Raw genomic sequence first — 26,518 nt, 5'->3', positions numbered from 1 at the left:
CTTCGCAGGGGGAGTAGCAGGAAACATGCCATAGGAGGCTTCTCAGCCAATGGCAGTCACCAACCGAGGCTCATCTGCTTGAGAAGACCAATTTCCCGTTGTCTCGTAGTGAGCTAGCTACACTGTTCCGGAGTCTCGAGGAGAAGGGCCTGGTAGCCTCGGTCTTTGAAAGGTTGGACGGTCCGCTTGTCGCTCTCACAATTGAAGGTCGTAGCCTCATGGCGGCAGAGGGGGCGACGTTCAATGCTTGGGACATCGAGAAGACACGGTCGGTTCTCAGAGAGTGGTTGTGCAAAGCAAATATGTAGCGGAGCCCAACAAGCGGCTGGTTCCGACTCGCAACGGCGAGGCGCCGTTGCTCGCGGCACAGCCGCAGCGTTGGGCTGGGAAAACAGGATGGATCGAGAGGCGTTACTGATTGAGGTTGGCGCCGCCTTCAAGGCGGTGCGTAAGCCATCGCAATCGGAGATCGCACCGCACGAATGTCTGGAGTGCGATGAACTGCGCGTAGCGTTTGCGCCGTACGAATCCATGAACATCCCGGAGAAGATCCTGGAGAAGCATCGTTGGGACATGCCACTCCTTTCTGACGAAGCCAAGCAGTACTACCTGTCGGCGTGGTTGACCAAATCGACAGAAGAACCGGAGTCGGACTACACAGATGCCATACTTTCTGCGCTTGGTGCAGATCATAGGTGGCAGCCTGCAACACCGTACACCGACCGGCAGTGGCGGCTTCTTGATGCCTATCTAGAATTCATCGCATCGAACTGCAACCAGTTCGATCTTGAGCACGTCGTGCAAGCACAGCTGAAACTTGAGGAAAGGAGCCCTAACAATGCGTTCAAGCGGCTACGAGCGAAGACGCACGCGCCTTAACGCTGCGTTGGGCTGCAAGACCGAGATGAAGGCAAACGTCGAAACACCGGGAGTAGCATCGCTGAAGGGACTGGGCCCCAAGAGCTCGGCGGCGCTTCGCACGATAGGAATTTCGACCATCGAGGATCTCCGGGCACGAGATCCATTTGATGTCTATGCGGAGCTCAGACTCAAAGTTCCCGGCACGAGCCTAAACTTCCTCTACGGATTGATCGGAGCGATTGAAGATGTTCATTGGCAAGAGATCGAGAACACGCGCCGCACGGCAATCCTCCTGCGCCTGGACGAAATGGGCATTGCTCCGCGCTGACTTCTCGGCAGCTCAGGTGTTCAATCGTCTGCGCGCTAGCAACGTGCCCAACAAGGCCATCCACGCGACGTGCGAAGACGCACGCGCGTGATGGCAGACGTTGACCCGCATGCAAGGAGCGCATCGGCACGCCACAACTGGCGCGAAGGTCCGGGGCGACATACATCTTTGTCGGTGGCTCCATTACGCAAGCAGCCAATTCGCAAGCTGCGTTCCGGCGGCAATCTCCGGCATGGTGGGTACGAGTGCGCGCTGGCAAGCGCGTCAAGTACGCGCCCTACGGGCGCCCGACTCACAATAGCAAAGCGTTCTTGTTCGCGGCTTGCGCGCGGCGTTAGGCTTCGAGGCCATGAGTGATCCACTTGCCGGCTTGTACAGGACTCTGGAACTAAATGGCGTTGCGGCGGATGACTTGCCGGCGTGGTTCGGAGAAGTTGCATTTTCATGCGTCGATGAATCGACGCTCGATGAGATCGTTTCTCTACTTGGCAGTGCGAAGGGCGAGGCCAATCAGGCCTTCTGGAGCAAAGTGCATCACGCGCCTCGTACAGAGGAGGGATGGCAGTCCCTTCAGTACATAGGTGGTGAGCTGACTGCCGAGACCGCACAGTTCATGAAGCGAAGAGACAAGGAAATAGTGGAGCTGATACGCCGGCGCTTTCCCTTGCAGGAGCAGGTCATCGGGCTCTTTCATAAGTAGGCCGCTGCCCAACAGGCCGCTTGTTCCGACTCGAACCGGCGAAGCGCCGGCGCTTGCGGCAGCGGTGGCGTTGGACAAAGAGCCATCCAGCGAAGGACGCTATTCATGCCAATGGACGAGCAAACAGTCATTCCGATGATTTCCTACGAAGACGGCATTGCCGCGCTCGAATGGCTGGTCAAGGCGTTCGGCTTTCGGGAGCGATCGCGCATATGCGATCCCACGGGTCGGCTCATGCACGGCGAGCTCGAGGCTGGCGGCGGCCTGGTCATGCTCGCCTCGCCCACACCTGACTACCAGTCTCCGAAACGACACCGCGAGAGCTGCGATAGCGCGAAGAAGTGGTCAGCTGCTCCATGGATCATCGATGGAGTGCTCGTCTACGTTGACGATCTCGATATGCACTTTGCGCGCGCCAAAGCGTCGGGAGCAACGATACTTTCAGAGATCGAGAACGGACCGCCTGGGAGAAGATACCGGGCGGAGGATCTCGAAGGGCATCGCTGGTTCTTTTTCGAGCGCGCGAGTGGTGCCGCATGACGGTCCGCGCGGCTTGGTCCAGACTTGCTTGAGAATGAGACAAATGGAGAAGCCGTGGTTGGTGATCGAAGCAGTGCTCTGCTTTGCCCTGCCCGCGTACTTCTTGTTCTGGGGTCTGTTGTTGTTTCCGATGCTATTGGCCGGAGCTGCTCGTGGCTTCGGCTACGTCATCGTTCAGGTGCTGTGCACCCTCGGTGGCTTCCTCGGCATGGTCGCTCTCGTGCTTACGCTCCGCTATCTTCGGAACCGAAGAGATCATTTGCCCTGGGCTTTTGTAGTGTCGGGTATGGCACTTGGTCTGCTTGCCATCTGGACAACCATGACTGGTCAGTTCACCGGTCTTTCGCTCGACTGGTTCTCCGTCCTCACGCTCGCACTACCCACCCTTTGCTCCATACACCTTCTTTGGCTTGCGGTTCGAAAGTTTCGCGGCCGACGTCAACTCTCAAAGGACTTGCAATGAACACCCCTACAACCGCGACCGTCAACATCAGTATCGATGTCCCGGACCTGGACGCCGGCGTGGACTTCTATCGCCGTGTCTTCGGCTGGCAGGAAAAGTCGCGCCCATTTCCCCAGATGGCGATCGTGGATGGCAACAACGTTATGGTGTGCATTCACGCCAAGCCGGCCGGCTCGAAGCCGACCCCTTCGGAGCAGACGCGAGGTTACTCACGACACTGGACCCCGGTGCATCTGGACTTCCATGTGGAAGACTTCGCAGCCACGATCTCAAGGGCGAAAGAGGCTGGCGCATCGATCGAACAGGAGTACACGAAGCCAAAGGCAGTCGCGTTCTGCAGCGATCCGTTCGGAAACGGCTTCTGCATCATCAGCAAGTGAAGCCGCCGGCGCATGAAAATCAGGCCGTACCGTGAAACGGATACCGAAGCGCTCGCGTTGCTGTTCACGCGCGCAGTTCACGGCCTTGCCGGGCGCGACTACGACGAACGTCAGCTGAAAGCCTGGGCCCCGCAGCCGCCGGACCTGGATTTCTGGGGAACCCGACTGACAACTGTCAGAACGCTGGTGGCCGAAGAAAATTCCGAGCCGGTCGGGTTCATCTCATACGAGCAGAATGGCCATATCGACCTCCTGTACGCATCACCCCAGAGCGCAAGACAAGGGGTCGCGTCAGCTCTTTACCGCGAGACGGAGGCCCTGCTGCTCTCATCCGGTATACGCGAGCTGTTTACCGAGGCAAGCACGGTCGCCCGTCCCTTCTTTGAAAGCAGAGGCTTCCAAGTCACGGAAGAGCAACGGGTGGAATTGCACGGCATCACATTCCGCAGATTTGGAATGCGGAAGGTGATTGCAGGACATGGAGAATGAAGAGTGACCAGTACTGAAGACTGCAAGCACGAAGCCGGTACGTTTCGACCGGTGATCGACCGAAACGCCTGTGAAGGCAAAGCCGACTGTGAGGCGGTCTGCCCGTTCTCGGTGTTTTCCGTTGGCACATTGCCGAAGGACGCGCGGACGACACTGAGCCTCAAAGGCAAGCTGAAAGGCTTCGTGCACGGATGGCAGCAAGCCCTGCTCATCAACGAGGATGCTTGCCAGGCTTGTGGACTTTGCGTGAAGGCCTGTCCCGAAAGCGCCATCACCCTGGCTAGGCACGCGTGACAAGTTTCATGGAGGAAGCCCGCCAGTAATCCGGAGGGCTTCCTGTCTTTCCCGCGAAGGGAATCCATTCTGACTCACCCGATGGACTCCCGCTTGCGCGGGAGTGACACAGAGCACTGACGTTCAGAAGTCCCTCGTCTAGCCCGCCTTCGGCGCCATCCCCAACGCCGCGAGCGTCGCGGTTCCCGTATCTTTCGCGGACTTTGCCTGTTCCACGGCTTTCACCGGATCGCCCGAGCCGAACGAGGCGGTCGCACTCTGCCAGGCTGTTTTCATGGACTCGAGCCCGGTTTTGGCGGATTCGAACGCTTCGGTCGTGATGCCTTTCGGCAGCTTCTTCGACTGGCTCAGGATGTCGACGCGGCTTTGAATGGCCGCGACCATATCGGGGACTTCGGCGCTCAGCGCCCTCCACTCCTCGCCCGCAGCCGCCATCGCAGCGTGCGCTTCATCGCGTTTCGCGGTCACGGTTTGCTGCAGCGACGCCAGTTGCGTCGAGACTGCTGGCGCTGCGGCCACCACCGCTTTGTAGTCCTTCTTCGCGAGCGAATCCTTCAGCGACAACAGCGCCACTTCCACTTGTTGCAGCTCGTTCGCCGCGTACTTCGTTGCGTCTTCACGCATCGCCGCCAGCGACGCTTCGATGTCTGCAACTGCCTTCGTTGCAGGCTCCTTCTGACCTGCACACGCCGCGAGCAAGCTCGCAGCAAGCAGTACGCTCAGCCATTTCACAGCCGTTCTCATTGATATTCTCCTTAAGGGATGCGCAGTTTCTGGCCCGGCTTGATCTTGTCCGGATCCTTCAGGACGTCGCGATTGGCTTCGAAGATCTTCGTGTACAGACGGGCATCGCCGTAGTACTCATCCGCGATCTTCGACAGCGTGTCGCCCTTCTGGACGACATACGTCTGCTGGTAGGGATTTTCTTTCGGCGCGGGTGCGACCGGTTCTTCAGGTGCCACGATGCTTGCCTCCGTTGCGGCGAACACGCGCAAGGATCATAGCGACGCGCTGCAGCGTGCCTATCGTGGAAATGGGAAGTCTTGCTGCGAAGCAGCAGGGAGATTCGAGCAGGCCAGGGTTTGTGGCTGGATTGCCTACGCCGGTGGAGCTGCGAGCGATGAGCTGTGAGCTGCGAGCCCCGAGCAGAACCCGATGGAGGTCTACGTTGCGGGCTGCGCCGTCACCACGGCAGCAGAGACGGTGGGGTCAGCTGCTGGAATTTCTGCGGGAGCAGCCGCAGGCACTTCCGGCATGCCGCGATCTTCGGCGTAGTCGCCTTCGGGCGGCGTGTTGCCGCTCAGGATGACCAGCACGACGCGACGATTGGCATTGCGGCCTTCCGCCGTCGTGTTGGGCTGTGCCGGACGGTACTCGCCGAGTCCGATCACCGCGAGCCGCGCCGGCGCAATACCGCTCTCGGTGAAGAGATGCACGACGCTTGCCGCGCGTGCGGAAGAAAGCTCCCAGTTCGACGGAAACGCACGCGTGCTGATGGGACGATTGTCCGTGTGCCCTTCCACGCGGATCGGATTCGGGAACGGCTTGAGTGTCCCTGCGAGCTGACGCAGGACATCGATGGCCGCCGGCTCCATCGTCGCAACACCGCTCGGAAACAGGATGTCGGTGCGAATCTCGACTTCGACCCACAGTCCATGGCGTCGCACGGCGATCAACTGCTGATCGACCAGCGTCGACATGGCCTGCTCGACTTCACGCGCAACGGATTCGAGCTGCTGCACCGCTGCTTCACTCGCCTGCGTCTCCGAGTCATACGTCGTGTTCGCCGCATGATGCGCACTGTGCTGCGAATCGGACACGCTGATCGGACTCGGTTCGAGCATCGACCGCGGCTGCCCTTCGAGCATCGCCTGCTGCACGATCGTCATCTGGATGTCGGCACCCGATCCGACCGCTTTCTCACCGACCTGCACCGGCTGCAACGTCCGCGGCGACCCGCGGAACGCCGCGAACAACGAATCGGACAGCACCCGATACTTGCCTTCGTTCACCGACGAGATCGCGTACATCACGACGAAGAACGCGAGCAGCAGCGTCAGCAGATCCGCATAGGGGATCGCCCACGCTTCGTGGTTGGCATGCTCTTCGTGTTTGTGACGGCGGGGCATAGGAAGGCTGGCGGATAGCGGATGGCGGATAGGAAAGAAGAAAATGCGTGCAGTCCTGCTCTGACCATCCGCTATCCGCTATCCGCTGTCCCCTTCTAGTGTAAGTAGCCTTGCAACTTCGACTCGATCGATCGCGGATTCTCCCCCTGTGCAATCGAAATCATCCCTTCGATCACCATCTCGCGGGCTTCGGCCTGGCGGGCAATGGCAACCTTGAGCTTGCTTGCGACGGGGAGGAAGAACAGGTTCGCGAGACCGATGCCGTAGATCGTCGCGGTGAATGCAGCTGCGATGCCCTGGCCGAGCTTGCTCGGGTCGGCGAGGTTCTGCAGCACCGCCATCAGGCCGAGCACGGCTCCGATGATGCCGAGGGTCGGCGCGTAGACGCCCATGCCTTCGAATACTTTCGCGCCGCGCGTGTCCGTCTGTTCGCGAACGTGCATGTCGACTTCGAGAATGTTGCGGATCACTTCCGGTTCGCTGCCGTCGACGACGAGCTGGAGTCCCTTGCGCACGAACGCATCGGTTTCCCTGTCGATGACGGGCTCGAGACCGAGCAGCCCCTGCTTTCGCGCAGTGTTGCTCCAGTCGACCATCTTCTTGACGAGCTCGGCACGGCGGTTCGCCGGCGGATTGAAAACCCACGGCAGGATCCGGAACGCGTCCTTCATGACCGCCAGCGGCGTCTGAATGAAGATCGCCGCGATCGTCCCGACGATGACGATCATGAACGCCGCCGCCGACACCAGCGACGCCAGGCCCGCGCCCTTCAGCACAGCACCGACGAGCAGCGCCGCAACCGCGAGCAAAAGACCAATGATGGAGAGAATATCCATTAGATATCCGAAGCGGATAGCGGATAGCGGATGGCGGATGGCTCAGACAAAGGACAAGACGGGTCCCGCACAGCGGGCCTGCCGCTGTGATCTCGTCTCGCCTTCTTGTTCTGACTAGTCACCATCCGCTATCCGCTATCTACTTCTTCCTTACATTCCCAATCCCGCCAGCAGCGAATCGACGTCCTGCTGGCCGCTGACGGCCGGACCGTGATCGACACCGGGGACTACGGGACCGAAGCCGCGGGAAGTGCTGGGCTTTTCTGCCTCGACGTCCGACTTGCGAACGCCGCCCTTAGAGAGGCGCACGAGTTCGACGAGTGCGGTTTCGAGCTCGCCGACGAGCTTCATGACGCCGCGGATGATCTGACCGGAGAGATCCTGGTAGCCCTGGGTCATGAGGACTTCGGCGAGGTTGCTGCGCACCTTGCCCATGTCTTCACCGGCGGACTCGAGGAACGAATCCATCTTCACGACCATGTCCCGGAATTCGTCGACAGCGATGCTGCGAGCCCGGAACCGCTTCCAGGATTCGATGATCTCCGCCGCCTGCTTCGCGGTGCGATCGGCGAGCGGTCCCGACTGTTCGACGAGATCCATGGTGCGATGGGCCGCCTCGTCCGTCATCTTGAGGACGTGATCGAGCCGCGCCCTCGCGTCGGGCACTTCCTTCTCCGCGAGATCGACGAGGCGTGAGTCGATGCTGAAGCGCACCAGCGCCGATTGCAGATCGGAGGTGAGCTTGCGCAGTTCGCCGAACAGATTACGTTCGCGACTTTCGACCAGCGCATCCAGCTCCCGGTAGAAAAGCTGTTCATCGCCGGCCGCGAGCGCGCCCGCAAGCGCCGCGATGATGGGGCCGAACTGTTCCTGCAGATTGGACGAGGGAGGCGTCATGGCGAAAACCTTTGGCTGCTGGCTACTGGCTGCTGGCTACTGGCCAATCCGGACTCTGGCCAGCGGCCAGTCGCCAGTTGCCAGTTGCCGCGGCCTCAGGCCGCCCGCGCCTCGAGAATCTTGTCGATCTTTTCCTTCAGCGTGACCGCCGTGAAGGGTTTGATCACGTAGCCGTTCACGCCGGCCTGCGCTGCTTCGATGATCTGCTCGCGCTTCGCTTCCGCGGTCAGCATGAGCACCGGCATCTTGGCGAGCTTCGCGTCAGCGCGAACCGCTTTCAGCAGATCGAGGCCCGGCATGCCAGGCATGTTCCAGTCCGTGATGAGGAAGTCGAAGCTGCCCGCCTGCAGCATCGGCAGCGCGGTCTGGCCGTCGTCGGCCTCGGTCACGTTCTGGTAGCCGAGATCGATCAGGAGGTTCTTGATGATTCGGCGCATGGTCGAGAAGTCGTCGACCACCAGAAACTTCATGTCTTTGCTCACGTCCCGATCTCCAATGATCCCAAGTCTTTCCCAAGCCTTTCGATGAGAGGAAGAACCGCTTCTTCCCCGAGCATCAACCCGCGCGATCGCGCCAGTGGGCGAGCCGCGCCTTCAATCGAACCAGCGCCTGGCCGTGCAGCTGGCACACGCGCGATTCCGTAACCTTCAGCACCGCGCCGATTTCCTTCAGGTTCAGCTCGTCGTCGTAGTACAACGACATCACCAACCGTTCGCGCTCCGGCAGTTCCTTGATCGCTCCCACCAGCGCCGCGCGGAAACCCTCTTCCGTCGCGTCGAGGAACGGATCGGCGCCCTCGTCTTCGACGCGACCGATCAGCGAATCCTCATCGCCGCTCGTTTCATCGAGGCTGGCGACCCGGCAACTCGCCGCGTCCTGCGTGATGCGGTGGTACTCATCGAGCTCCACGCCCATGCGTTCAGCGACTTCGACATCTCTCGCTTCGCGCCCGAACTCCGCTTCGATCTCCCGCATCGCCGCCGCAGCCGCGCGCGCTTTGCGATGCACGGAGCGCGGTGCCCAATCGAGCTTGCGCAACGCGTCGAGCATCGCTCCCCGGATGCGGATGCCCGCATACGTTTCGAAGCTCGCACCGCGATCGGCCGTGTAGTTCGCCGCCGCTTCCAGCAGGCCGAGCATGCCGGCCTGGATCAGATCCGAAACTTCCACCGATGCCGGCAGGCGACCCGCGAGGTGATACGCAATGCGCTTCACCAGCTCCGCGTGGCGCATGACCATCGCATCGGTTTCCCGACTGGGCTTGCCAGCCTTGTATGCCGCAACGCCACTCATCGGACCACCTCCAGCCGCGCTTGCGGCCGTCGCACCAGACGCTCAACGAAGAATTCGAGATTCCCCCGAGGGCCGTCCGGTACAGGCCACTTATCGGCCTTGAGCGCGAGTTTCTTGAATGCGCGGGTGGACGGACTTGACGGAAATGCGCCAACGACGGGACGCTGTTCACGGATTGCGCGCCGCAAGTACGGGTCTTCAGGGATTTCCCCAACATACTCGAGCGTCACGTCCAGGAACTTGGATGTGACGCGCTGCAGCTTTTCGAACAGGGCTTCGCCCTCGCCCGGCGCCCGCGCCATGTTGGCGACGACCCGGAACCGCGTCACATCGTGGTTGCGGCTCAGGACTTTGACCAGCGCATAGGCGTCGGTCATCGAGGCAGGTTCATCGCACACGACCAGCAACACGTGCTGCGCTGCCTGCGCGAACTGCACGACGCTGTGGGAGATACCAGCCGCTGTGTCGACGATCAGGGTATCGACACGCGAGTTCAGCGTACTGAACGCCTGGATCAAATTCAGATGTCCCGCAGCGGACAGATTCGCCATGTCGGCTACGCCGGAGGCACCCGGAACCACCTGCACCCCGTGCGGCGACTCGAGAATGATTTCCTCGAGCGCCCGCTCACCAGACAGCACGTGTGCCATCGTGTGCCGCGGCGACAAGCCGAGGAACACGTCGACGTTCGCGAGGCCGAGATCGCCGTCGAGCAGCATCACGCGCCGCCCCGTCGTCGCCAGCGCCGTCGCGAGATTGACGGCGACGCTCGTCTTGCCGACGCCGCCCTTGCCGCCCGTCACGGCGATGACCTGGACGGGTCCGGGGTTCGTCGCCCGTCTCAGACCGGCTTGTTGCATTGATTCCATCGATTGAACCTTGTTAGTAACCAAACCCATCACGCCATCACATGCGCCACGGCGCCAAAGCGCCGCTGCAGCAAATCTTCGTCCGCTGTCGCGCCCGACTTCTTCGACAGCTGCACCGCTCTGGCCACGACCTGGTGAGCACGTGCGACTGAGAGATCTTCCGGTACGCGCTGGCCGTCGCTGAGATACGCAACCGGCAGGCGGCTGCGAATGAGCGTCGAGATCGCGCCGCCGAGGCTCGTCGCTTCGTCGATCTTCGTCAGTACGCAGCTCACGGGTTGTGCTGCCGCGAAGCGCTCGACGGCCTCCTCGATCGCACCGGCTTGCGCCGCTGCCGAAAGCACGAGTGTCGTTTCGATTTTCGGATGCGCGTTCGAGAGCGCGGCCAGTTCGGAGGCCAGGCGGGCATCCCGCTGGCTGAGCCCCGCCGTGTCGATCAGGATCAGGCGACGATCCGAAAGGTGATCGAGCAACTCGGGCAGCTCATGCACACCCTCGATGCCGTACGCCGGCGCGCCGAGCAGGCGGCCGAGTGTATGAATCTGTTCCTGCGCGCCGATACGCACCGAATCCGCCGAGATCAGCGCGAGTCCACGCGGACCATGGCGCATCACCCAGCGTGCAGCGAGCTTTGCGATCAACGTCGTCTTGCCGACGCCCGTCGGGCCCACCATCGCGACGATGCCGCCGTGATCGATCCACCGCTCTTCCGTCACCGCTATGCGACGTGCGAGCTGCGCGAGCATCAGACGCTGCGCTTCGGACGGTTCGAGCTTCGAAGGCAACTGCGCGACGAGTTCGCTCGCAAGATCGGCAGCGAGGCCGAGCACAGTGAGCTGCTTGAGCAACGTGATCTGCAGCGGCGAGCGACGCGACAAGTCATTCCAGGCAAGCGTCGCAAACTGCGTCTCGAGCATCTGCCGCAACGTACGCAGCTCTTCGCTCATCGTCGCCGGTTCGACTGCCTCGAGATCATCGAACGCCGGGCTGGAGAAGCGCGACGGTGCTTTGGCCGGAGCAGATTTCGGAGGCGCAACCTTCGCGGGCGCGGCACGCTCAGCAACCGGCGCAACCTGCCGCTCACTCTGAGTGCGCACTGCAAGTGCCGCAGCCACCTGCTGCGCACGCGAGTGATACGACTCTTCGCGCTGATCGTACGCAGGCATCTGACCGTAGGTATCGACGCCTTCCGTCGGCGCATCACCGTCATAGTCCACAGCCGCGACAACCTCGACGCCGCCGTCGATGCGCTTGCTCGACAGAATGACCGCATCCGGCCCCTGCGCATCGCGGATCAACCGCAATGCCTGGCGCATGTCGGGGGCGCGGTAGTGTTTCATCTTCATAGGCTCGCTCCGCGATGGGCGACGAGCGACGAGCGATGAGCGACGAGCCAGAAGCCCGCCGGTCCCTCATTGACACTTGTGTTCGTCATCATTTCCAACCTGCACATCACTGAATCTCTCTGGCTCATCGCTCACAGCTCGCTTGATGCGCTCCGCGCATCAGCGCCCCACCGCCGTCACCAACCTCACCTTCCGGTTGTCCGGAATCTCGTTCCACGCAAGGACGTGCATGTTCGGCACGATCGAGCGGATGAAGCGAGCGAGGGTCTGGCGCAATTGCGGCGGCACGAGCAGCACGGCCGGCTCGCCTGTCATTTCCTGGCGCTGCGCGGCTTCGGCGAGACGGCGCTGCATGCGTTCGGCGAGGCCGGGCTCGAGGCCAGGCGTCGCGGCGTTTGCGCCGCCGAGCGAATTGCTCAGAAGTTGTTCGAGATCGGGTTCCAGCGTGATGACCGGCAGCTCGGTGGACATCCCTGCGATGTCCTGAACGATCTGGCGGCCGAGCGCGACGCGGACGAGCGCCTGGAGCTGCATCGGATCCTGCGTGCGGTTCGCGTGCTCCGCGAGCGTTTCGACAATCGTGCGCATGTTGCGGATCGGCACGCGCTCGCCGAGCAGGCCCTGCAGGACGCGGACGATCGTGCCGAGCGGCATGAGGCGCGGCGTGAGGTCCTCGACGAGCTTCGGCGTGCCCTTCGCCAGCGTGTTGAGCAGCTGCTGGACTTCTTCGTGGCCGAGCAGTTCGTGAGCGTGTGTCTGGATCACATGGCTCAGGTGCGTCGCGATCACGGTGCTCGCGTCGACGACTGTGTAACCGAGCGTCTGTGCCTGATCGCGCAGACCCGGCTCGATCCACACGGCCTCCATGCCGAAGGCCGGATCCCGCGTCGCGATGCCGTTCAGCTGGCCAAACACCTTACCCGGGTTGATCGCGAGCTCGCGCTCCGGATAGATCACGCCCTCGCCCACCGGCACGCCGGCGAGATTGATCCGATAAGCGTTGGGCGACAGGTCGAGGTTGTCGCGGATGTGCACGGCCTGAACGAGGAACCCGAGATCCTGCGTCAGCTTGCGGCGCACCCCTTTGATACGAGCGAGCAGATCGCCGCCCTGCGACTTGTCGACGAGCGGCACGAGCCGATAGCCGACTTCGAGACCGATGATGTCGACTGGCTGGACATCGTCCCAGGTGAGTTCGCGCGCTTCTGCAACAGGTGCCGCCGGCGCCGGCGCAACCTCGACCGGCTTCGTGGCAGCAGCCTGCGAGCGCTTGTGAAGCGTCCACGCGCCAAGTCCGCAGAGTGCGGCCATCAACAGGAACGGCACGTTCGGCATGCCGGGAATCAGGCCCATCACGCCCATGAGCCCTGCAGCAACCGCAAGTGCGCGCGGATGACCGAGCAACTGTCGTTGCAGTTCGCCGCCCATGTCCTGCGCGCCGGACATGCGGGTTACGATGATGGCCACAGCGGTCGAGAGCAGCAACGCAGGAATCTGTGCAACGAGGCCGTCGCCAATCGTCAGTAGCGTGTAGACGCGCGCTGCGTCCTTGAATCCCATGTCATGCGCCATCATGCCGATGGCGACGCCGCCGAGGATATTGATGACCAGGACCAGGATGCCCGCCGTCGCGTCGCCGCGGACGAACTTGCTGGCACCGTCCATCGAGCCGTAGAAGTCGGCTTCGGCGCGAACCTCGCCACGACGAGTCCGGGCTTCTTCCTGGTTGATGAGACCGGCGTTGAGGTCGGCGTCGATCGCCATCTGCTTGCCGGGCATCGCATCGAGGGTGAATCGCGCGCTGACTTCGGAGATACGACCGGCGCCCTTCGTCACGACGACGAAGTTGATGATGGTCAGGATGGCGAACACGATCACGCCGACCGCGTAGTTGCCGCCGATGACGAACTCGCCGAACGATTCGATGACCTTGCCCGCCGCATGCGAACCGGTGTGGCCGTGCAGGAGAACGACGCGAGTCGATGCAACGTTGAGCGCGAGTCGCAGCAACGTCGCGAGCAGCAGCACGGTCGGAAACACGCCGAACTCGAGCGGACGTGCGACGTAGAAGACCGCCATCACGATCACGAGCGACAGCGCGATGTTGAACGTGAAGAGCACGTCCAGCGCGATCGGCGGCAACGGCAGCACCACCATCGCGAGAACGGCAAGCACGCCGACCGGCACGCCGATGCCGGAGCGGATCAGAGAGCCGAAGTTCAGTGCGGGGGCGGTGGCGGACATGGGGATGAGGCTGATGGCGACTGGCTACTGGCGGCTGGCCGGAACGAAATGTGACGCAGTCGTCTCTCTGGCCAGTCGCCAGGAGCCAGTTGCCAGTCGCTTTGTCGTTGCCGTCTTCACTGTGTCGATTTCCCGTCGCGCCATTGCTCTGACGCTCGAGGGGATATCTGCAAACGCCAAGCCACGGAGGTTTTGACGGGGCGGGAATCCTTCACAGTTTGAGAAGGAGGCCACTGGCGGACTGGCTCGCTGGCCAGCGGGCCAGAAAACGCCGTCACAAGGGGCAAGCCCCCCCGTCTCTGTCATTCCCGCGGACGCGGGAATCCATTCCGGATGGATCCCCGCTTTCGCGGGGATGAGGTGTTGTGGGTCCGGCTTCAGCCGGACGTAATCGCCGCAGGCGATGCTTCGCTGACGTCCGGCTAAAGCCGGACCCACAAGCAGAGCCGGACCGGAGGTTCCGACTCGGTATTCTGGCTAGCCGCTAGCCAGTTCCCCTACTCCTCCACATCCACCACAGGTGGCGGTGGCGGGCGGGTCCCAGCGCGCTTCGCCGTCCGCAGCTGGAAGATGTAACTCAACACCTGCGCCACCGCGACGTACACCGTCGACGGGACTTCGCCGCCAATGTCGACGTTCTTGTACAGAACGCGGGCGAGCGGCGGGGCTTCGAAGATCGGGACCGAGTGTTCGGTGGCGATTTCGCGGATACGGGCGGCGACGAGGTCGACGCCCTTGGCGACGACGATCGGGGCACGCATGCGCTTTTCGTCGTATTTCAGCGCCACGGCGAAATGGGTCGGGTTCGTGACGATCACGTCGGCGTTCGGCACGTCCTGCATCATGCGCTGGCGGGCCATCTGCTGCTGGATCTGGCGGATGCGGCCCTTCACTTCCGGCGAGCCTTCGCTTTCCTTCATTTCCTGGCGGACTTCCTCGCGTGTCATTTTCAGCTGCTTCGCGTACTGCCAGAGCTGGTACGGCACGTCGACGCCGGCAATGACCAGCATTCCCGCGGAAATCAGGATCAGCGCGCTGCCCGCGAGACTGACGGCATGCATGATGGCTTGCGCGGTCGGTTCACGGCCCAGGGCCAGCAGCGCCGACGCGTCCTTCCAGAGAACCATCGCAGCGATGACGGCGACCACGCCGAACTTCGCGAGCGCCTTCATGAGCTCGACGATGCTGCGCATTGCGAATATGCGCTTGATGCCGGACAGCGGGTTCAGGCGGTTGAACTGCGGCATGATCGACTCGGTGCTGAAGCTCCAGCCGCCCAGTGCCAGCGGTGCAAGGATTGCCGCAAGCAACAACAAGCCGAGCACGGGCACGCAGGCCATCAGCCCATCCAGTCCTGCACTCGCGAGCATCGGAACGATCTGCTCCGGGTCCATCGCCTGCTCTCTCGTGAGCGTCAGGCCCTGCCGCATCAGCGCATAGAGATCTCCGCCGATCTGCCCGCCCATGGCGGACAGCGCCACGCCGCCGGTCATCAGCACCGCGGCAGCGCTCAGATCGCGAGAACGAGGAATTTGCCCTTTGCGGCGCGCCTCCTCCAGGCGCTTGGGAGTTGCACTCTCTGTTTTTTCTTGGCCGTCTTCGTTTTCTTCAGCCATGGCGGATCAATCCTGGGAAGCAATGAGCGGCGAGCTGTGAGCCGCGAGCCAGAGACGGAAGCGGAGGCGAAAAAGAAGCATGCCGGCCATCCGTTCGAGCTCGCAGCCTCCTGGCTTCTGGCTCACAGCTCGTCGCTCGCCGCTCACTGCCCTCTTGCTCATCTCATCAACCCCCGGATCAGCTCAAACGCCAGATCCAGCGATCCGATGAACGTGCTCTGCACCGCCGGCATGCCGACGTAGATGATGATCAGGCCGAAGATCAGCGAGATCGGGAAGCCGACGGCGAAAAGGTTCAGCGACGGTGCGGCGCGGCTCATGACGCCGAAGGCGAGGTTGACGACGAGCAACGCCGTCATGCCGGGCAGCGCGACCATGACGGCGCCGCTGAAGAGCTGAGAGCCCCACGAAACCACTGTCCAGAGCTGTTCCGGGCTGAGTCCGTTCGTACCGACGGGCATCGTCGTGAATCCCTGCGCGAGCAACTCGATCAGCAGCAGGTGTCCGTTGAGCGCGAGGAACGTCAGCGTGACGAGAATCATGTAGAGCTGGCCGAGCACCGGCGTGCCGACGCCGCGCAACGGATCGACGTTGAACGCAAATCCCAGGCCCATCGTGTTCGACAACAGCTGCCCGCCCATCGCGAGCGCGTCGAAGATGAGCTGCAGCACGAACGCGATCGACAGCCCGATGATGATCTGCTGGATCGTGATGATGACACCGTCGATCGAGAACGGCGTAACAGAGGGCACCGGGATCAGCGGCGCGACGATGATGGCAACCGCCCCCGCCAGAAACAGCCGCACGCGAGCGGGCACGAACCGCGCCGCAAACACCGGCGCAGCCAGGAAGCACGCTCCGATCCGCACGAACGGAAAGAAGTACTGGACGAACCAGGCTTCGAGTTGGCCGGAGGAGAGATTGAGCATCGAAGTAGATGGGCGGATAGCGGATGGCGGATAGTCAGAGTCGGATTGGCGTCAGGTGGCGTGTATCGAGATCGTGGCAGCCGGATCGCTCGCCTGCTGGATTCGGTCCCTATCCGCCATCCGCTATCTACTTCCTCCGTTCATCCGATCAATCCCGGAATCGACTCGAACAGTTCGCGGGTGTAGCCGACGATCACCTTCAGCATCCACGGTCCGGCAATGACCAGCGTCGCCGCCATGCCGATGAGCTTCGGAATGAACGACAACGTCATTTCGTTGATCTGCGTCGCGGCCTGGAACACACCCACGAGCAAGCCGATGATCAGCGCGGCCAGCAACAGCGGCGCCGCGAGCAGCATGGTGATCTCGAGCGCCCGCTGGGCGATGGTCATGATGGTTTCGGGAGTCATATGAGGAAGGCGATGGCGGATAGCGGATGGCGGATAGCCGGATGCAGAGCTCGCTGCCGTATCGTGCGTTCAGGTCGCGTCAATTCCGCTCTCCGTTCTGACCAGTCACTATCCGCTATCCGCTATCTACTTCTATGTATAGAAACTCGCCGCCAACGTCCCCATCACGAGCGACCAACCGTCGACGAGGACGAACAGCATCAGCTTGAATGGCAGGGAGATGAGGACGGGTGACAGCATCATCATGCCCATCGACATCAGGACGCTGGCGACGACCAGGTCGATGATCACGAACGGGATGAAGATCAGGAAGCCGATCTGGAAGGCGGTCTTGAGCTCGCTCGTTGCGAATGCCGGGATGAGGATGCGCATCGGCACGTCCTCCGGCTTCTCGAAGCCCTGCCCGCCCGAGATGCGGACGAAGGTGGCGATGTCGCTCTCGCGGGTCTGATCCAGCATGAAGCGCTTCAGCGGCACGCTTGCCCGGTCGATCGCAACGGTCGCGTCGATCGTGCCGGCCATGTAGGGCTGCACGGCTTCCGTGTTGATGCGATCGATCACGGGACCCATGATGAACAGCGACAGGAACAGCGAGAGGCCTATGATCACCTGGTTCGGCGGCGACTGACCGGCACCCAGTGCCTGGCGCAGGATGCCGAGCACGATGACGATGCGCGTGAACGACGTCATCATGAGGACGATCGCCGGCAGCATCGTGGCTGCCGTCATCAGGATCAGGATCTGCAGCGTCAGCGAGTACGTCTGGCCGCCATTGGGATTCGTCGTGACCGTGACGGCTTCGAGACCGCCTGGCGCGGCAGCTATCGAAACGAGCGGCAAGGCCAACGCGAGCGCGCCGGCGACCCAGCGCAGGATGGTGCGTGAAGCGCTCATTTCAGCCCGAGGCTCCGCTTCAGGATCGCCTTGAACTCAGGCTTGAGGGCAGCGTCGCCGGCATCGTTGCCGCGCGGTGCATTCACATCGATCGATTCATTCAGCGTGTGCAGAAGACTCACCTGGCCGGGCGTTACGCCCAGCAGCAGCTGTTGCTTGCCGACCTGGACCAGCACCGCGCGCTCTTTCGCGCCCAGCGCGGTAGCAGCAACGACTCGGATCGCTTCGGTTCCCGGTCCACCGAGACCCCGCAGACGCCGCACGAGCCACGCGGCAGCGAAGACCGCGCCGAGCACGAGCAGCAATGAGAACGTCACCTGGAGCAGGCTGCCGGCACCGACGGGAGCCGCGCGTTCGACGGCCTGAGGAGCGGCGAAGGGTTGATCCGCGGCCAGCGCCGCGGAAGCGATGACGGTCGCAGAAGCCACGACAGTCATGAAGGCCAGCACCGACCTCCCGACTCGCGCTGCGCCCTTCGTCACCAACGTCACTTTCGTCACCTTCGTCACCCGAGCGCTTACTTCAGCTTCTTGATGCGCTCAGCCGGCGAAATCACGTCGGTGAGCCGGATGCCGAACTTCTCGTTCACGACGACCACTTCGCCGTGCGCGACCAGCGTGCCGTTGACGAACACGTCGAGCGGTTCGCCGGCAGCGCGGTCGAGTTCGACAACGGAGCCCTGGTTGAGCTGCAACAGGTTGCGGATCGGGATGCGGGTGCGGCCGACTTCCATCGACAACGTGACCGGCACGTCGAGGATGACTTCCATATTGACGTCGCGTGCGCCGTCGCTGATGCCTTTGTCCTGCAGGTCGCCGAACTCGGCGCGGGCTGCTGCATCGGTTTTTGCGTTCATGTTCGTTTCCAGAAAATAGAGTCAGGGGGTTCAGGATTTCTGCGCCAGCAGCGTTTCGAGAATCTTCGGCTTGAAGCGGCTGACCCGCTCCTCGATCTGCACGGCCTGCTGCCCGTGCGAGACGCCGAACGTGCCGCGGAAGATGGGGACCTCTTCTGCGAGCACCGTGGCGCGGCCGTTGAAATCGAACGGGATCACATCGCCCGGAGCGAGCTCCGACAGCTGCTGCATCGTCAGCCGGCCGCGGCCGAGCAGCGTCTTCAGTTCCACTTCCGCATCTTCGATCTCTTCCTTGAGCGCCGTGACCCAGCGCTCGTCGTGTTCGACGCGGTCGCTGGCAACGCCGGCATCGAGCAGCTCGCGCATGGGCTCGAGCATCGAGTAAGGCATCGTGATGTGGACGTCGCCGCCGCCGCCGTCGAGCTCGACGTGGAAGCTCGTCACCACGACGATTTCCGTCGGGCTCACGATGTTGGCGAAGTGCGGATTGATTTCGGAGTTCAGGTATTCGATCTCGAGGCGCGCCACGTGCGACCAGGCTTCCTTGAAGCCCGCGAACACGTGCTTCAGCAGCATGTGGATCACGCGCGTCTCGGTGGCAGTGAACTCGCGACCTTCGATCTTCGCGAACCGGCCGCTGCCGCCGAAGAAGTTGTCCACGACTGTGAACACGAACTTCGGATCGAGCACGATGAGACCCGTGCCCCGCAGCGGCAGCACGCGAACCAGGTTCAGGCTCGTCGGAACGTGGAGCGAATGAACGTATTCGCTGAACTTCTGCATCTTGATCGGCGCCACCGCCACTTCAGGGGCGCGGCGGAGCATGTTGAACAGGCTCGTGCGGAACAGGCGTGCGAACCGCTCGTTGATCATCTCGAGCGTCGGCATGCGGCCGCGCACGATCCGCACCTGGTTGGTGAAGTCGTACTGACGCGCCTGACCGGGCTCCGCCGTGTCTTCGGTTTTTACGGCGCCGCTGTCGACGCCGTGCAATAGCGCATCGATTTCGTCTTGACTGAGTACGTCTTGGCCGGACATGGTTTCTTGAGTGGCGGTTACGGGTTGCGGGGCGACGGGGTTCGGCGGATCGGGCCGTTCCTCACTGCATTACGAAACTCGTGAAGTACAACTGCTCGACCTTCGCGCCGTCGCCGCCTTCGGCAGTGACGATCTTGCGGACGGTCTCCAATGCCTCGGCCCGCAGGCGTTCTTTCCCTTCCGAAGTGTTGATCGCTTCGTATTTCTGGTTGCCGAACAGCATCAGCAGGTCGTTGCGGATCATCGGCTCGTGGGCCTTCAGCGTGTCCAGCATCAGCGGGTCGCGGGTCATGACTTCGACGGAAACCTGGAGGAAGCGCATCGCGCCCTTGGCTTCGAAGTTCGCGACGAACGGCGGATCGAGCTTCGCGTACAGGGCAGGCGTCTTGGTGGTCGCCTTCGCCTCCTCGGCATGAGCCGCTTCTTCGCCCTTGTCCTTCTTGGCGGTCATGAAATACACGCCTGCACCGGCGGCACCTGCTGCAACCAGTGCAGCCAGGATGACCACCAGCATGCTGGGACCCGACTTCGGGGCGGGGGCGGCGGCAGCATCGGACATCGTCTGAATCCTCGAGAGCACGAACGAATGCCTTGAATTAGCAAGCGTCGTGCCACGCGGGCCGGAAGCTCACGAAATGCCTATAAAACAAGGGTTTTGTGCGTTTCCGGCGACTGTGAACTGCAGCACACACGTCGGAAAGTTGGCGGGGGAAATGTGATGGGGAGCACAGGAGAAAAGCCCGACGGCGGGAGGCTGGCGGCTGCTGGCTGCTGGCTGCTGGCCAGAGTCTGGCCGGTGGCCGTCCTGTGTGGGTTCGACTTCAGTCGAACGTCAGCGCGCGGCAGCGAGCTCCGTCACTCCCGCGCAAGCGGGAGTCCATGCCGAGGGATGCAGATGGATTCCCGCCTGCGCGGGAATGACAGGTGATCAGGCGTATGCATCCACCAGCCCCAACTTCACCGCCATCGCGCTTGCCGAAACCTCAGCCTCCGTACCGCCGCCTGGCAGCGTCGTTCCGTTCGCCCCACCCTGCTTCGCCTGCTCACGCGGCGATTCGTGGAAAACGCCGGCATCCGACAACGAGAGGCCTTGTGAGGCAAACAACTCACGCAGGCGCGGGAGTGCCTGTTCAAGGGCCGCACGGGTATCGGCCTGGGCGGAGCCGAACCACACGGAAGCCTGGTCGTCGCGGACGGCGATGCGTACCTCGAGTGGGCCGAGATGTTCTGGCGACAAGCGCAGCGAAGCGGAGTGCTGGCCGCGTTCGCTCATCAGCAGCATGCGGGTGCCAAGCTCATCGGCCCAGGCAGAACTGCCTACATGATGGTGCAGCGTACGTGTGGGACCTGCCTCGACAACGGTCGCGGCCGCCCGCAACTGTGCGGCGTCCATCGGCTGGGCATGTAGAGGATTCGGGGACGTGGGTGCCTGGTTGTCGACTTCCGCCGGCGTCTCTGCCAGCGTTGCTGCGAGAGCATCTGCGGTCATGGAAGCTACGCTCGAGCGAGCTGCACCGCCCTCGCCTCCTGCCAACGGCAGCACTTCCGCCGCCATCGCCTGCGTTGCCGCGTTTTGCTGAGCTGGCAACGTCACGGGAACGGGCAACGGAACGCCCGCCAGAGCGGCGGCGTCCTGCAACGCCTGGGCGGCGTCTCCTTCGACATCGGTGGCGGGCGTCAGCGTCGGCTTCGCCTGGGTCGCCTTCGCGACCGGCGCGCCGAGCAACTGACCGAGCATCAGCATGAAGTCATCGGCCGGAACGCCCGTCGTCGTCTCGCCCACAGGCGCAGCCGTGGGCGAAGCGGGAGTAGTGGCGGGAAGCATTGGTGTACTCATGTTGATCATCTCTGCGTTCTCGGCCTCTGCGCCCGTTCATCGATCTCTATCTGCTCACGGCGGTCCATTGCGCGCCGGGCCTCGTCGCGCCATTGCGTGGCGACGTGGTCGAGTGCCTTCACGCGCTTCGCCGCTTCCTGCCAACGCAAACGTCCTGCATCGCATTCGTTGCGCGTCTTCGTGACGATCGCACGCTGCTGCCGCATCGCCTCACCGAGGCGAGCGAGAAATGCCTGGTAGTCACGCAACTCGGTAACACCGATGCCGCGCCCCGCACGCTCCCCGTACTGCCTCTGGTACTCCTCGGCGTAGCGCTCGAGATCGAGCAGCTTCGTCTCCGCCTCACGAGCATTGCGCTCGAGCGCGGCCACCTGCTGCGCAAGGCGGCGCTCGGCCTCCTCGGCAAGGTTCTGAACGGGCTGGAGACGATCGGCTCGGGTCATTGAGGCTATTCACCGGCAAGCTGAGTCAGGGCAGCGACGCTGTCGGCATACGCCACTTTCTCTGTCATATCCTGCTGCAGGAACTTCTGTATCGACGGCCACTGGGCGATCGCCGCGTCGATGCGCGGGTCCGAGCCCTTCTGGTACGCACCGATCGCGATGAGGTCCCGGTTCTGCTGGAACGTCGACAGCGACTGACGGAAACGGCGTGCCATCGCGCTGTGCTGCGCGGGAACGATTTCGTGCATGGCGCGGCTGATCGATGCTTCGATGTCGATCGCAGGGTACTGACCCGCTTCCGCGATGCGACGGGACAGCACGATGTGTCCATCGAGAATCGCGCGAGCAGAGTCGGCAATCGGATCCTGCTGGTCGTCGCCTTCAGTAAGCACGGTGTAGAACGCAGTGATGGAACCGCTGCCTTCCGCGCCGTTTCCTGCCCGCTCGACGATCTGCGGGATTCGGGCGAACACCGACGGCGGATAGCCCTTCGTGGCAGGCGCTTCACCGATGGCGAGACCGATCTCGCGCTGCGCCTGTGCGACTCGCGTGAGCGAATCCATGATCAGAAGAACGCTCTTGCCCTGGTCGCGGAAGTACTCGGCAATCGCGGTCGCACGCCAGGCGCCGTGCAGACGCATGAGCGGCGGATTGTCGGCCGGCGTCGCGACGACAACGGCTCGATCACGATCCTTGCGGCCGAGGATGCGCTCGACGAATTCCTTCACTTCGCGACCACGCTCGCCGATCAGGCCGACGACGATGACGTCGGCGCTGGTGAAGCGCGCCATCATGCCGAGCAGCACGCTCTTGCCGACGCCGCTGCCTGCAAACAGACCCACGCGCTGTCCACGACCGACAGTGAGAACCGAATTGATTGCGCGCACGCCGACATCCAGCGGTTCGCTGATGGGCTGACGCGCCAGCGGATTGATCTGAGTGCCGGTGAGACGCACGCGGCCTTCGCACTCGATCGGACCAAGTCCGTCGAGGGGCTGGCCGGCGCCGTCGATGATGCGGCCAAGAAGCTCGGGGCCGACGGCAACGGACTCCGCTCCGACTCGCGGAATCACGCGAGCATTCGGCTTGAGCCCATGAATGTCGCCCGTAGGCATGAGGTACAAACGATCGCCCGCGAAGCCCACGACTTCCGCCTCGATGCGCGTTCCGTCGTTCGCCATCACATCGCAACGGTCGCCGACCGCTGCCTGGCAGCCCGAAGCTTCGAGCGTCAATCCGATCATGCGCGTGAGCACACCTTCGACGGGCGGAGGCGGCACGCGCTCGACCTTGCGCTGCAATTGGTCGAGCTGCTTGAGCCAGTTCGGGGCGCGGTTGGTGGGAAACTCTGCTCTCATTCCGATTCCCGGGCAGATGCGCGTTCCTCGCCCAGCATCGCGCTGGCGACGGCTGCGATGCGCGTTTCGATGCGCGCATCGATCTGGGATGTTTCTGTAACGACCTGACAGCCGCCGCGACTCAGCATCGGATCTTCGGCAATGCTCCATGCACGGTCGCCCCCCGGCGCCGCGAGGTGATCACGAACGACTGCGGCGTCCTCGGGATGCAGATGAATCCGCACCTGCCTCACCGATGCAGGCAATAGCGCAACCGTTTCACGCATCACCGCGATGATCTGCGACGGATCGAGCCGCAGTTCGCGACGGATCACCTGCTTCGCGATCGACATCGACAGGCGTGCCAGTTGATCGGCCACCTCGGCATCGAGCTCTTCCAGAGGGTGAGCGAGCTTGTCCGCGATCGCAGTCATGCCGGCGACCTGCGCGCGGAGCTTGTCGATCAACGGCTGCATCTCGGCCTTCGCCGCTTTCAGACCCGCGTCACGACCCGCTGCAAAGGCTTCGTCGTGCGCGCGCTTCTCGATCGCTTCGAGCTCGCTGACCGTCGGGCCAGGACGACGGCCCTGGATCGGCGATCCGGAGACCGTCGGCATGTCCCATCGGGCGATGTCGCTGGTCATTGTCTGTGCGCGTGCGTTCATGATTCGTGGCGTCTGCTGTCCTTAGACGAACTCTTCGCCCTTGCCGCCGAACTGCACGGTGCCGGCCTCGGCCATCTTGCGGACCATCGCGAGGATTTCCTTCTGCGCGCCTTCCACTTCGGACAGGCGCACCGGACCCCGCGACTCGAGGTCATCCTTCAACATCTCGGCAGCACGCTGCGACATGTTCTTGAACACCTTCTCCTTGAGACCGTCTTCCGCGCCCTTGAGCGCGATGAGCAGGCGTTCGCCCGGCACGGCGCGCAGCACTTCCTGCATGCCGCGATCGTCGATCTCGAGCAGGTCGTCGAACACGAACATGAGATCCTGGATCTTCGTGCCGAGCGGCTCGTCGACCTTGTTGATGTGCTCGAGCAGCGCGCCTTCCTGGCTGCTGTCCATGAAATTCATGATGTTGGCGGCCGTTTTCACGCCGCCGATGACGGATGTCTTCAGCACGCCCGTCTTGCCGGCGAACTGCTTCTCGATGACGTCGTCGAGCTCATGCAGCGCGCTCGGCTGGATACCGTCCAGCGTCGCGATACGCATGATCACATCCGCGCGCAGCCAGTCCGGGAACTGTGCAAGCACGTCCGCCGACTGGTCTGCGTCGAGATAGGCCAGCACGATCGCGATGATCTGCGGGTGCTCCTGGCGGATCAGCTCCGACACGGCACGCGCGTCCATCCATTTGAGCGCTTCGAGACCCTTGCTCGAGCGGCCGAACAGGATGCGGTCGATCACACCGGCGGCCTTGTCTTCGCCCAGAGCGCCGATGAGGACTTTGCGCAGATACTCGTCCACGCCGACTCCGAGCGATGTCTGGCTCTCGACGGTCGTCGTGAATTCCTGCAGCACCTCCTGAACTTCGGCGCGTGAAATATTCTGCAGCTGCGTCATGGCCGCGCCGATGCGCTGCACATCCTTCGCGCCCATGTGTTTCATCACATCGGCGGCCTCGGCTTCGCCGAGCGACAGAAGCAGAATGGCTGCGCGCTCCGTGCCGCTACGCTGGGGCGCCTTCTTGGCGTCACTCATGACTGTTCCCGAAATGGGTGGCGGCCGACGGCCGGACTTCTCGCTTACTCATTGTTGCCTACCCAGGTCTTCACGACCTGCGCGACGCGACCCGGGTCCTGTGACACCAGCGTGCGGGCCTGGGCAATCTGCGCGTCGTAGTCGACTCCCGGCGGCGCGCCGGCAGCAACTGCTTCAGCCATCGGGGACGCTGCATCCGGCAGGGCCGGCGGTGCGTAGACCGGACGTGCCCCGGGTCCAGGCAGCAATCCCTTCACCAGAGGACGCAGGACGACGAAGACGAGCGCCAGCAGGACGATCAGCGCAGCAACCAGCTTCGCGATGTCGCGCACCAGCGGACGTTCCCAGAGCGGGATCTCTTCCGGCTGAATCTGTTCCGGTGCGGCTTCGCCCAGGAACGACGCATTCACGACGTTCACGCTGTCGCCTCGTGCCTGATCGAAGCCCACGGCGTCCTTCACCAGGCGCGTGACGTTTTCGATCTGTTCCGGCGTGAGCGCGGTCTCCACCACCTTGCCTTCGGCATCGGCGGTCTTGACGTTGTCGATGAGCACCGCGACCGTGATCCGCTTGAGACGGCCCGCGGGCTGGCGCGTGTAGGCAACCGTGCGATCGATTTCGTAGTTGCGGGTCGACTGCTTCGAAGTGTTGTCCGGCGGAGAAGCGATCGGCTGGCCGTTCGGACCCACGGTCGGCGTCGCACCAGCGGCCGGCGTCGTGGCGGCAACGCCCGGAGGCAATGCCGTGCCCGGCGTCGGAGGCTGATTCGTCAGCGCACCCGGCACGCCCTGCGGACCAGAGCCATTGCGGCTCGTCTCTTCCGCGAGCTGCTCGCTGCGAACGATCTGGCTTTCAGGACGATACTGTTCGCGCGCTTCTTCCGTCGTACCGAGCTCGACGTCGGCGACAACCTGCGCACGAACGCGGCCCGCGCCGACGAGCGGCGCCAGCAGTTCTTCGATGCGATGGGTGTAGCGCTCTTCCATGTCGCGCGCGATTTCCATCTGCTTGCTGCGGGCCGCGAACTCGTCCTGCGCGTTCTCGGGCGAGGACAGCAGGCGGCCCTGCTGATCAATGACCGTGACCTGTTCGGCCTCGAGCTCGGGAATGCTCGACGCAACGAGATTGACGATCGCGGTAACCTGCTCCTGTTCGAGACGACGACCGGGCTTGAGTTGCAGCAGCACCGAAGCGCTCGGCGGACGGCGGTCACGCACGAAGGCCGACTGACGCGGCAGCGCGAGGTGGACGCGGGCTGCCTCCACCGTCTGGAGATTCGAAATCGTACGGGCCAGCTCCGTTTCCAGTGCGTGCTGATAGCGCGCCCCTTCCATGAACTGGCTGACACCGAAGCCGGGATCCTTGGAAATGACAGCGAAACCGCCATCGCCTTCCGGCAGCCCCTGCCCCGCCATCTTCAACCGCGCGTCGTGCACGCTATCCGCCGGCACGGTGATCGCGCCATTGTTGTCGAGCTTGTAAGGAATGCCGCTGGCCTGCAGCGCCTGAACGATCTGCGCCGAGTCCGACTGACTGAGATTGCCGTACAGCATGCTGTACGTAGGTTCCTTCGACCACAGAACGACACCTACACCCGCCGCCACCGCGGCCGCGATCCCGATCAGGATCAACAGCGGCTTCAGCTGCGGCGGCACGATCGACGGCTGCCGTGGGAGGGCGAGAGCTTCGGCGCTCATGAGCGGCCTCCGGCCGACACGAAGTGGATGGCGGATAGCGGATGGCGGATAGGCCGGACGGACCGCGCCTCCTGCTCGCCACTGCTGAC

The 26,518-nt window shown here is 63.0% G+C and carries 32 protein-coding genes; 8 read left to right on the top strand and 24 right to left on the bottom strand.

The features are described from left to right. The first annotated feature begins 396 nt into the window (after window positions 1-396). The 8 genes from HNQ60_RS15480 to HNQ60_RS27555 all read left to right on the top strand — a co-directional run bounded on the left by HNQ60_RS15480 (window position 397) and on the right by HNQ60_RS27555 (window position 4,055). The gene (locus tag HNQ60_RS15480; RefSeq protein WP_184333349.1) at window positions 397-879 is read left to right on the top strand and encodes a hypothetical protein; all 483 of its coding nucleotides are present in this window, start codon (window positions 397-399) and stop codon (window positions 877-879) included. Between the two features lie 25 nt (window positions 880-904). Beyond that, window positions 905-1,189, top strand: a complete 285-nt coding sequence (locus tag HNQ60_RS15475) for a TfoX/Sxy family DNA transformation protein (RefSeq protein ID WP_184333347.1) — start codon at window positions 905-907, stop codon at window positions 1,187-1,189. 349 nt (window positions 1,190-1,538) lie between these two features. After that, window positions 1,539-1,889 carry a hypothetical protein gene (locus HNQ60_RS15470; RefSeq protein ID WP_184333345.1) on the top strand — a complete coding sequence of 117 codons (351 nt, stop codon included), beginning with the start codon at window positions 1,539-1,541 and terminating at the stop codon, window positions 1,887-1,889. 111 nt (window positions 1,890-2,000) lie between these two features. Then, window positions 2,001-2,429, top strand: a complete 429-nt coding sequence (locus HNQ60_RS15465) for a VOC family protein (protein WP_184333343.1) — start codon at window positions 2,001-2,003, stop codon at window positions 2,427-2,429. A gap of 43 nt (window positions 2,430-2,472) precedes the next feature. Then, window positions 2,473-2,892: a hypothetical protein gene (locus HNQ60_RS15460; protein ID WP_184333341.1), complete on the top strand. Its 420-nt coding sequence runs from the start codon at window positions 2,473-2,475 to the stop codon at window positions 2,890-2,892. Then, the gene (locus tag HNQ60_RS15455; protein ID WP_184333339.1) at window positions 2,889-3,272 is read left to right on the top strand and encodes a VOC family protein; all 384 of its coding nucleotides are present in this window, start codon (window positions 2,889-2,891) and stop codon (window positions 3,270-3,272) included. The genes HNQ60_RS15460 and HNQ60_RS15455 overlap by 4 nt, the downstream gene beginning before the upstream one ends. Window positions 3,273-3,284: 12 nt before the next feature. Continuing rightward, window positions 3,285-3,761 (top strand): GNAT family N-acetyltransferase, encoded by a 477-nt coding sequence (locus HNQ60_RS15450; RefSeq protein ID WP_184333337.1) that lies wholly within the window; start codon window positions 3,285-3,287, stop codon window positions 3,759-3,761. Between the two features lie 3 nt (window positions 3,762-3,764). Continuing rightward, window positions 3,765-4,055, top strand: a complete 291-nt coding sequence (locus HNQ60_RS27555) for a 4Fe-4S dicluster domain-containing protein (protein WP_184333335.1) — start codon at window positions 3,765-3,767, stop codon at window positions 4,053-4,055. Between the two features lie 138 nt (window positions 4,056-4,193). Here HNQ60_RS27555 and HNQ60_RS15440 read toward each other — a convergent pair whose 3' ends face one another. From HNQ60_RS15440 to fliF, 24 genes are all read right to left on the bottom strand, one after another. Further along, complete coding sequence (locus HNQ60_RS15440) at window positions 4,194-4,799, bottom strand: hypothetical protein (protein WP_184333333.1); 606 nt, start codon at window positions 4,797-4,799, stop codon at window positions 4,194-4,196. Window positions 4,800-4,810: 11 nt separating this feature from the next. Beyond that, window positions 4,811-5,017: a LysM peptidoglycan-binding domain-containing protein gene (locus HNQ60_RS15435; protein WP_407676443.1), complete on the bottom strand. Its 207-nt coding sequence runs from the start codon at window positions 5,015-5,017 to the stop codon at window positions 4,811-4,813. Window positions 5,018-5,218: 201 nt separating this feature from the next. After that, the gene (gene motD / locus HNQ60_RS15430) at window positions 5,219-6,184 is read right to left on the bottom strand and encodes a flagellar motor protein MotD (RefSeq protein ID WP_184333328.1); all 966 of its coding nucleotides are present in this window, start codon (window positions 6,182-6,184) and stop codon (window positions 5,219-5,221) included. Window positions 6,185-6,279: 95 nt separating this feature from the next. Continuing rightward, entirely contained in the window at window positions 6,280-7,020 is a 741-nt protein-coding gene (locus HNQ60_RS15425) for a flagellar motor protein (protein WP_184333326.1), read from the bottom strand. A 150-nt stretch (window positions 7,021-7,170) separates the two neighbouring features. Then, window positions 7,171-7,917 carry a protein phosphatase CheZ gene (locus HNQ60_RS15420; RefSeq protein ID WP_184333325.1) on the bottom strand — a complete coding sequence of 249 codons (747 nt, stop codon included), beginning with the start codon at window positions 7,915-7,917 and terminating at the stop codon, window positions 7,171-7,173. Window positions 7,918-8,012: 95 nt separating this feature from the next. Next, a complete protein-coding gene (cheY, locus tag HNQ60_RS15415; protein WP_184333323.1) occupies window positions 8,013-8,399 on the bottom strand; it encodes a chemotaxis response regulator CheY in 387 nt (128 codons plus the stop codon). A gap of 73 nt (window positions 8,400-8,472) precedes the next feature. Next, window positions 8,473-9,210, bottom strand: a complete 738-nt coding sequence (locus tag HNQ60_RS15410; RefSeq protein WP_184333321.1) for an RNA polymerase sigma factor FliA — start codon at window positions 9,208-9,210, stop codon at window positions 8,473-8,475. Further along, a complete protein-coding gene (locus tag HNQ60_RS15405) occupies window positions 9,207-10,070 on the bottom strand; it encodes a MinD/ParA family protein (RefSeq protein WP_184333319.1) in 864 nt (287 codons plus the stop codon). Before HNQ60_RS15405 ends, HNQ60_RS15410 begins: the two co-directional genes overlap by 4 nt. A 38-nt stretch (window positions 10,071-10,108) precedes the next feature. Then, a complete protein-coding gene (flhF, locus tag HNQ60_RS15400; protein ID WP_184333317.1) occupies window positions 10,109-11,425 on the bottom strand; it encodes a flagellar biosynthesis protein FlhF in 1,317 nt (438 codons plus the stop codon). A gap of 159 nt (window positions 11,426-11,584) precedes the next feature. Further along, window positions 11,585-13,669: a flagellar biosynthesis protein FlhA gene (gene flhA, locus HNQ60_RS15395; RefSeq protein WP_184333315.1), complete on the bottom strand. Its 2,085-nt coding sequence runs from the start codon at window positions 13,667-13,669 to the stop codon at window positions 11,585-11,587. Between the two features lie 497 nt (window positions 13,670-14,166). Next, on the bottom strand, window positions 14,167-15,285 hold the full coding sequence (flhB, locus tag HNQ60_RS15390) for a flagellar biosynthesis protein FlhB (protein WP_184333313.1): 1,119 nt from the start codon (window positions 15,283-15,285) through the stop codon (window positions 14,167-14,169). 158 nt (window positions 15,286-15,443) lie between these two features. Beyond that, window positions 15,444-16,214, bottom strand: coding sequence for a flagellar biosynthetic protein FliR (fliR, locus tag HNQ60_RS15385; RefSeq protein ID WP_184333311.1), 771 nt, complete (start codon window positions 16,212-16,214; stop codon window positions 15,444-15,446). Window positions 16,215-16,354: 140 nt separating this feature from the next. After that, a complete protein-coding gene (gene fliQ, locus HNQ60_RS15380) occupies window positions 16,355-16,624 on the bottom strand; it encodes a flagellar biosynthesis protein FliQ (RefSeq protein ID WP_184333309.1) in 270 nt (89 codons plus the stop codon). A 132-nt stretch (window positions 16,625-16,756) separates the two neighbouring features. Continuing rightward, complete coding sequence (fliP, locus tag HNQ60_RS15375) at window positions 16,757-17,518, bottom strand: flagellar type III secretion system pore protein FliP (protein WP_184333306.1); 762 nt, start codon at window positions 17,516-17,518, stop codon at window positions 16,757-16,759. Beyond that, on the bottom strand, window positions 17,515-18,009 hold the full coding sequence (gene fliO, locus HNQ60_RS15370; RefSeq protein ID WP_184333304.1) for a flagellar biosynthetic protein FliO: 495 nt from the start codon (window positions 18,007-18,009) through the stop codon (window positions 17,515-17,517). The genes fliP and fliO overlap by 4 nt, the downstream gene beginning before the upstream one ends. A 26-nt stretch (window positions 18,010-18,035) precedes the next feature. Beyond that, on the bottom strand, window positions 18,036-18,374 hold the full coding sequence (gene fliN, locus HNQ60_RS15365) for a flagellar motor switch protein FliN (protein WP_184333302.1): 339 nt from the start codon (window positions 18,372-18,374) through the stop codon (window positions 18,036-18,038). A gap of 30 nt (window positions 18,375-18,404) precedes the next feature. Then, on the bottom strand, window positions 18,405-19,412 hold the full coding sequence (fliM, locus tag HNQ60_RS15360; protein ID WP_184333300.1) for a flagellar motor switch protein FliM: 1,008 nt from the start codon (window positions 19,410-19,412) through the stop codon (window positions 18,405-18,407). Window positions 19,413-19,473: 61 nt separating this feature from the next. Then, window positions 19,474-19,971 (bottom strand): flagellar basal body-associated FliL family protein, encoded by a 498-nt coding sequence (locus HNQ60_RS15355; RefSeq protein ID WP_184333298.1) that lies wholly within the window; start codon window positions 19,969-19,971, stop codon window positions 19,474-19,476. Window positions 19,972-20,340: 369 nt separating this feature from the next. After that, window positions 20,341-21,249 (bottom strand): flagellar hook-length control protein FliK, encoded by a 909-nt coding sequence (locus tag HNQ60_RS15350; RefSeq protein WP_184333296.1) that lies wholly within the window; start codon window positions 21,247-21,249, stop codon window positions 20,341-20,343. A 5-nt stretch (window positions 21,250-21,254) separates the two neighbouring features. Further along, the gene (fliJ, locus tag HNQ60_RS15345) at window positions 21,255-21,692 is read right to left on the bottom strand and encodes a flagellar export protein FliJ (RefSeq protein ID WP_184333280.1); all 438 of its coding nucleotides are present in this window, start codon (window positions 21,690-21,692) and stop codon (window positions 21,255-21,257) included. 5 nt (window positions 21,693-21,697) lie between these two features. Next, window positions 21,698-23,050, bottom strand: a complete 1,353-nt coding sequence (gene fliI, locus HNQ60_RS15340) for a flagellar protein export ATPase FliI (RefSeq protein ID WP_184333278.1) — start codon at window positions 23,048-23,050, stop codon at window positions 21,698-21,700. Further along, on the bottom strand, window positions 23,047-23,694 hold the full coding sequence (locus HNQ60_RS15335) for a flagellar assembly protein FliH (protein WP_184333276.1): 648 nt from the start codon (window positions 23,692-23,694) through the stop codon (window positions 23,047-23,049). Before HNQ60_RS15335 ends, fliI begins: the two co-directional genes overlap by 4 nt. Window positions 23,695-23,715: 21 nt before the next feature. Further along, window positions 23,716-24,732, bottom strand: a complete 1,017-nt coding sequence (fliG, locus tag HNQ60_RS15330; RefSeq protein ID WP_184333274.1) for a flagellar motor switch protein FliG — start codon at window positions 24,730-24,732, stop codon at window positions 23,716-23,718. 44 nt (window positions 24,733-24,776) lie between these two features. Further along, window positions 24,777-26,429, bottom strand: a complete 1,653-nt coding sequence (fliF, locus tag HNQ60_RS15325) for a flagellar basal-body MS-ring/collar protein FliF (protein ID WP_184333272.1) — start codon at window positions 26,427-26,429, stop codon at window positions 24,777-24,779. Window positions 26,430-26,518 lie beyond the last annotated feature (89 nt).

It is taken from the genome of Povalibacter uvarum, assembly GCF_014202975.1.
Taxonomy (GTDB): Bacteria; Pseudomonadota; Gammaproteobacteria; order Steroidobacterales; family Steroidobacteraceae; genus Steroidobacter; species Steroidobacter uvarum.
This window is presented reverse-complemented; position numbering and strand designations above follow the sequence as displayed.

Excerpts from the sequence above, each read along its gene's own strand:
- HNQ60_RS15440 (WP_184333333.1), bottom strand. The coding sequence starts at position 4,799 with ATGAGAACGGCTGTGAAATGGCTGAGCGTACTGCTTGCTGCGAGCTTG.
- HNQ60_RS15410 (WP_184333321.1), bottom strand. The coding sequence starts at position 9,210 with ATGAGTGGCGTTGCGGCATACAAGGCTGGCAAGCCCAGTCGGGAAACC.
- HNQ60_RS15355 (WP_184333298.1), bottom strand. The coding sequence starts at position 19,971 with ATGTCCGATGCTGCCGCCGCCCCCGCCCCGAAGTCGGGTCCCAGCATG.
- fliP (WP_184333306.1), bottom strand. The coding sequence starts at position 17,518 with ATGAGCGCTTCACGCACCATCCTGCGCTGGGTCGCCGGCGCGCTCGCG.
- HNQ60_RS15420 (WP_184333325.1), bottom strand. The coding sequence starts at position 7,917 with ATGACGCCTCCCTCGTCCAATCTGCAGGAACAGTTCGGCCCCATCATC.
- HNQ60_RS15425 (WP_184333326.1), bottom strand. The coding sequence starts at position 7,020 with ATGGATATTCTCTCCATCATTGGTCTTTTGCTCGCGGTTGCGGCGCTG.
- motD (WP_184333328.1), bottom strand. The coding sequence starts at position 6,184 with ATGCCCCGCCGTCACAAACACGAAGAGCATGCCAACCACGAAGCGTGG.
- fliI (WP_184333278.1), bottom strand. The coding sequence starts at position 23,050 with ATGAGAGCAGAGTTTCCCACCAACCGCGCCCCGAACTGGCTCAAGCAG.
- fliJ (WP_184333280.1), bottom strand. The coding sequence starts at position 21,692 with ATGACCCGAGCCGATCGTCTCCAGCCCGTTCAGAACCTTGCCGAGGAG.
- HNQ60_RS15460 (WP_184333341.1), top strand. The coding sequence starts at position 2,473 with ATGGAGAAGCCGTGGTTGGTGATCGAAGCAGTGCTCTGCTTTGCCCTG.
- HNQ60_RS15350 (WP_184333296.1), bottom strand. The coding sequence starts at position 21,249 with ATGAGTACACCAATGCTTCCCGCCACTACTCCCGCTTCGCCCACGGCT.
- flhF (WP_184333317.1), bottom strand. The coding sequence starts at position 11,425 with ATGAAGATGAAACACTACCGCGCCCCCGACATGCGCCAGGCATTGCGG.
- HNQ60_RS15450 (WP_184333337.1), top strand. The coding sequence starts at position 3,285 with ATGAAAATCAGGCCGTACCGTGAAACGGATACCGAAGCGCTCGCGTTG.
- fliR (WP_184333311.1), bottom strand. The coding sequence starts at position 16,214 with ATGCTCAATCTCTCCTCCGGCCAACTCGAAGCCTGGTTCGTCCAGTAC.
- flhB (WP_184333313.1), bottom strand. The coding sequence starts at position 15,285 with ATGGCTGAAGAAAACGAAGACGGCCAAGAAAAAACAGAGAGTGCAACT.
- HNQ60_RS15455 (WP_184333339.1), top strand. The coding sequence starts at position 2,889 with ATGAACACCCCTACAACCGCGACCGTCAACATCAGTATCGATGTCCCG.
- fliQ (WP_184333309.1), bottom strand. The coding sequence starts at position 16,624 with ATGACTCCCGAAACCATCATGACCATCGCCCAGCGGGCGCTCGAGATC.
- flhA (WP_184333315.1), bottom strand. The coding sequence starts at position 13,669 with ATGTCCGCCACCGCCCCCGCACTGAACTTCGGCTCTCTGATCCGCTCC.
- HNQ60_RS15480 (WP_184333349.1), top strand. The coding sequence starts at position 397 with ATGGATCGAGAGGCGTTACTGATTGAGGTTGGCGCCGCCTTCAAGGCG.
- fliF (WP_184333272.1), bottom strand. The coding sequence starts at position 26,429 with ATGAGCGCCGAAGCTCTCGCCCTCCCACGGCAGCCGTCGATCGTGCCG.
- HNQ60_RS15475 (WP_184333347.1), top strand. The coding sequence starts at position 905 with ATGAAGGCAAACGTCGAAACACCGGGAGTAGCATCGCTGAAGGGACTG.
- fliG (WP_184333274.1), bottom strand. The coding sequence starts at position 24,732 with ATGAGTGACGCCAAGAAGGCGCCCCAGCGTAGCGGCACGGAGCGCGCA.
- fliN (WP_184333302.1), bottom strand. The coding sequence starts at position 18,374 with ATGAACGCAAAAACCGATGCAGCAGCCCGCGCCGAGTTCGGCGACCTG.
- HNQ60_RS15465 (WP_184333343.1), top strand. The coding sequence starts at position 2,001 with ATGGACGAGCAAACAGTCATTCCGATGATTTCCTACGAAGACGGCATT.
- HNQ60_RS15470 (WP_184333345.1), top strand. The coding sequence starts at position 1,539 with ATGAGTGATCCACTTGCCGGCTTGTACAGGACTCTGGAACTAAATGGC.
- HNQ60_RS15405 (WP_184333319.1), bottom strand. The coding sequence starts at position 10,070 with ATGCAACAAGCCGGTCTGAGACGGGCGACGAACCCCGGACCCGTCCAG.
- fliM (WP_184333300.1), bottom strand. The coding sequence starts at position 19,412 with ATGTCCGGCCAAGACGTACTCAGTCAAGACGAAATCGATGCGCTATTG.
- HNQ60_RS15335 (WP_184333276.1), bottom strand. The coding sequence starts at position 23,694 with ATGAACGCACGCGCACAGACAATGACCAGCGACATCGCCCGATGGGAC.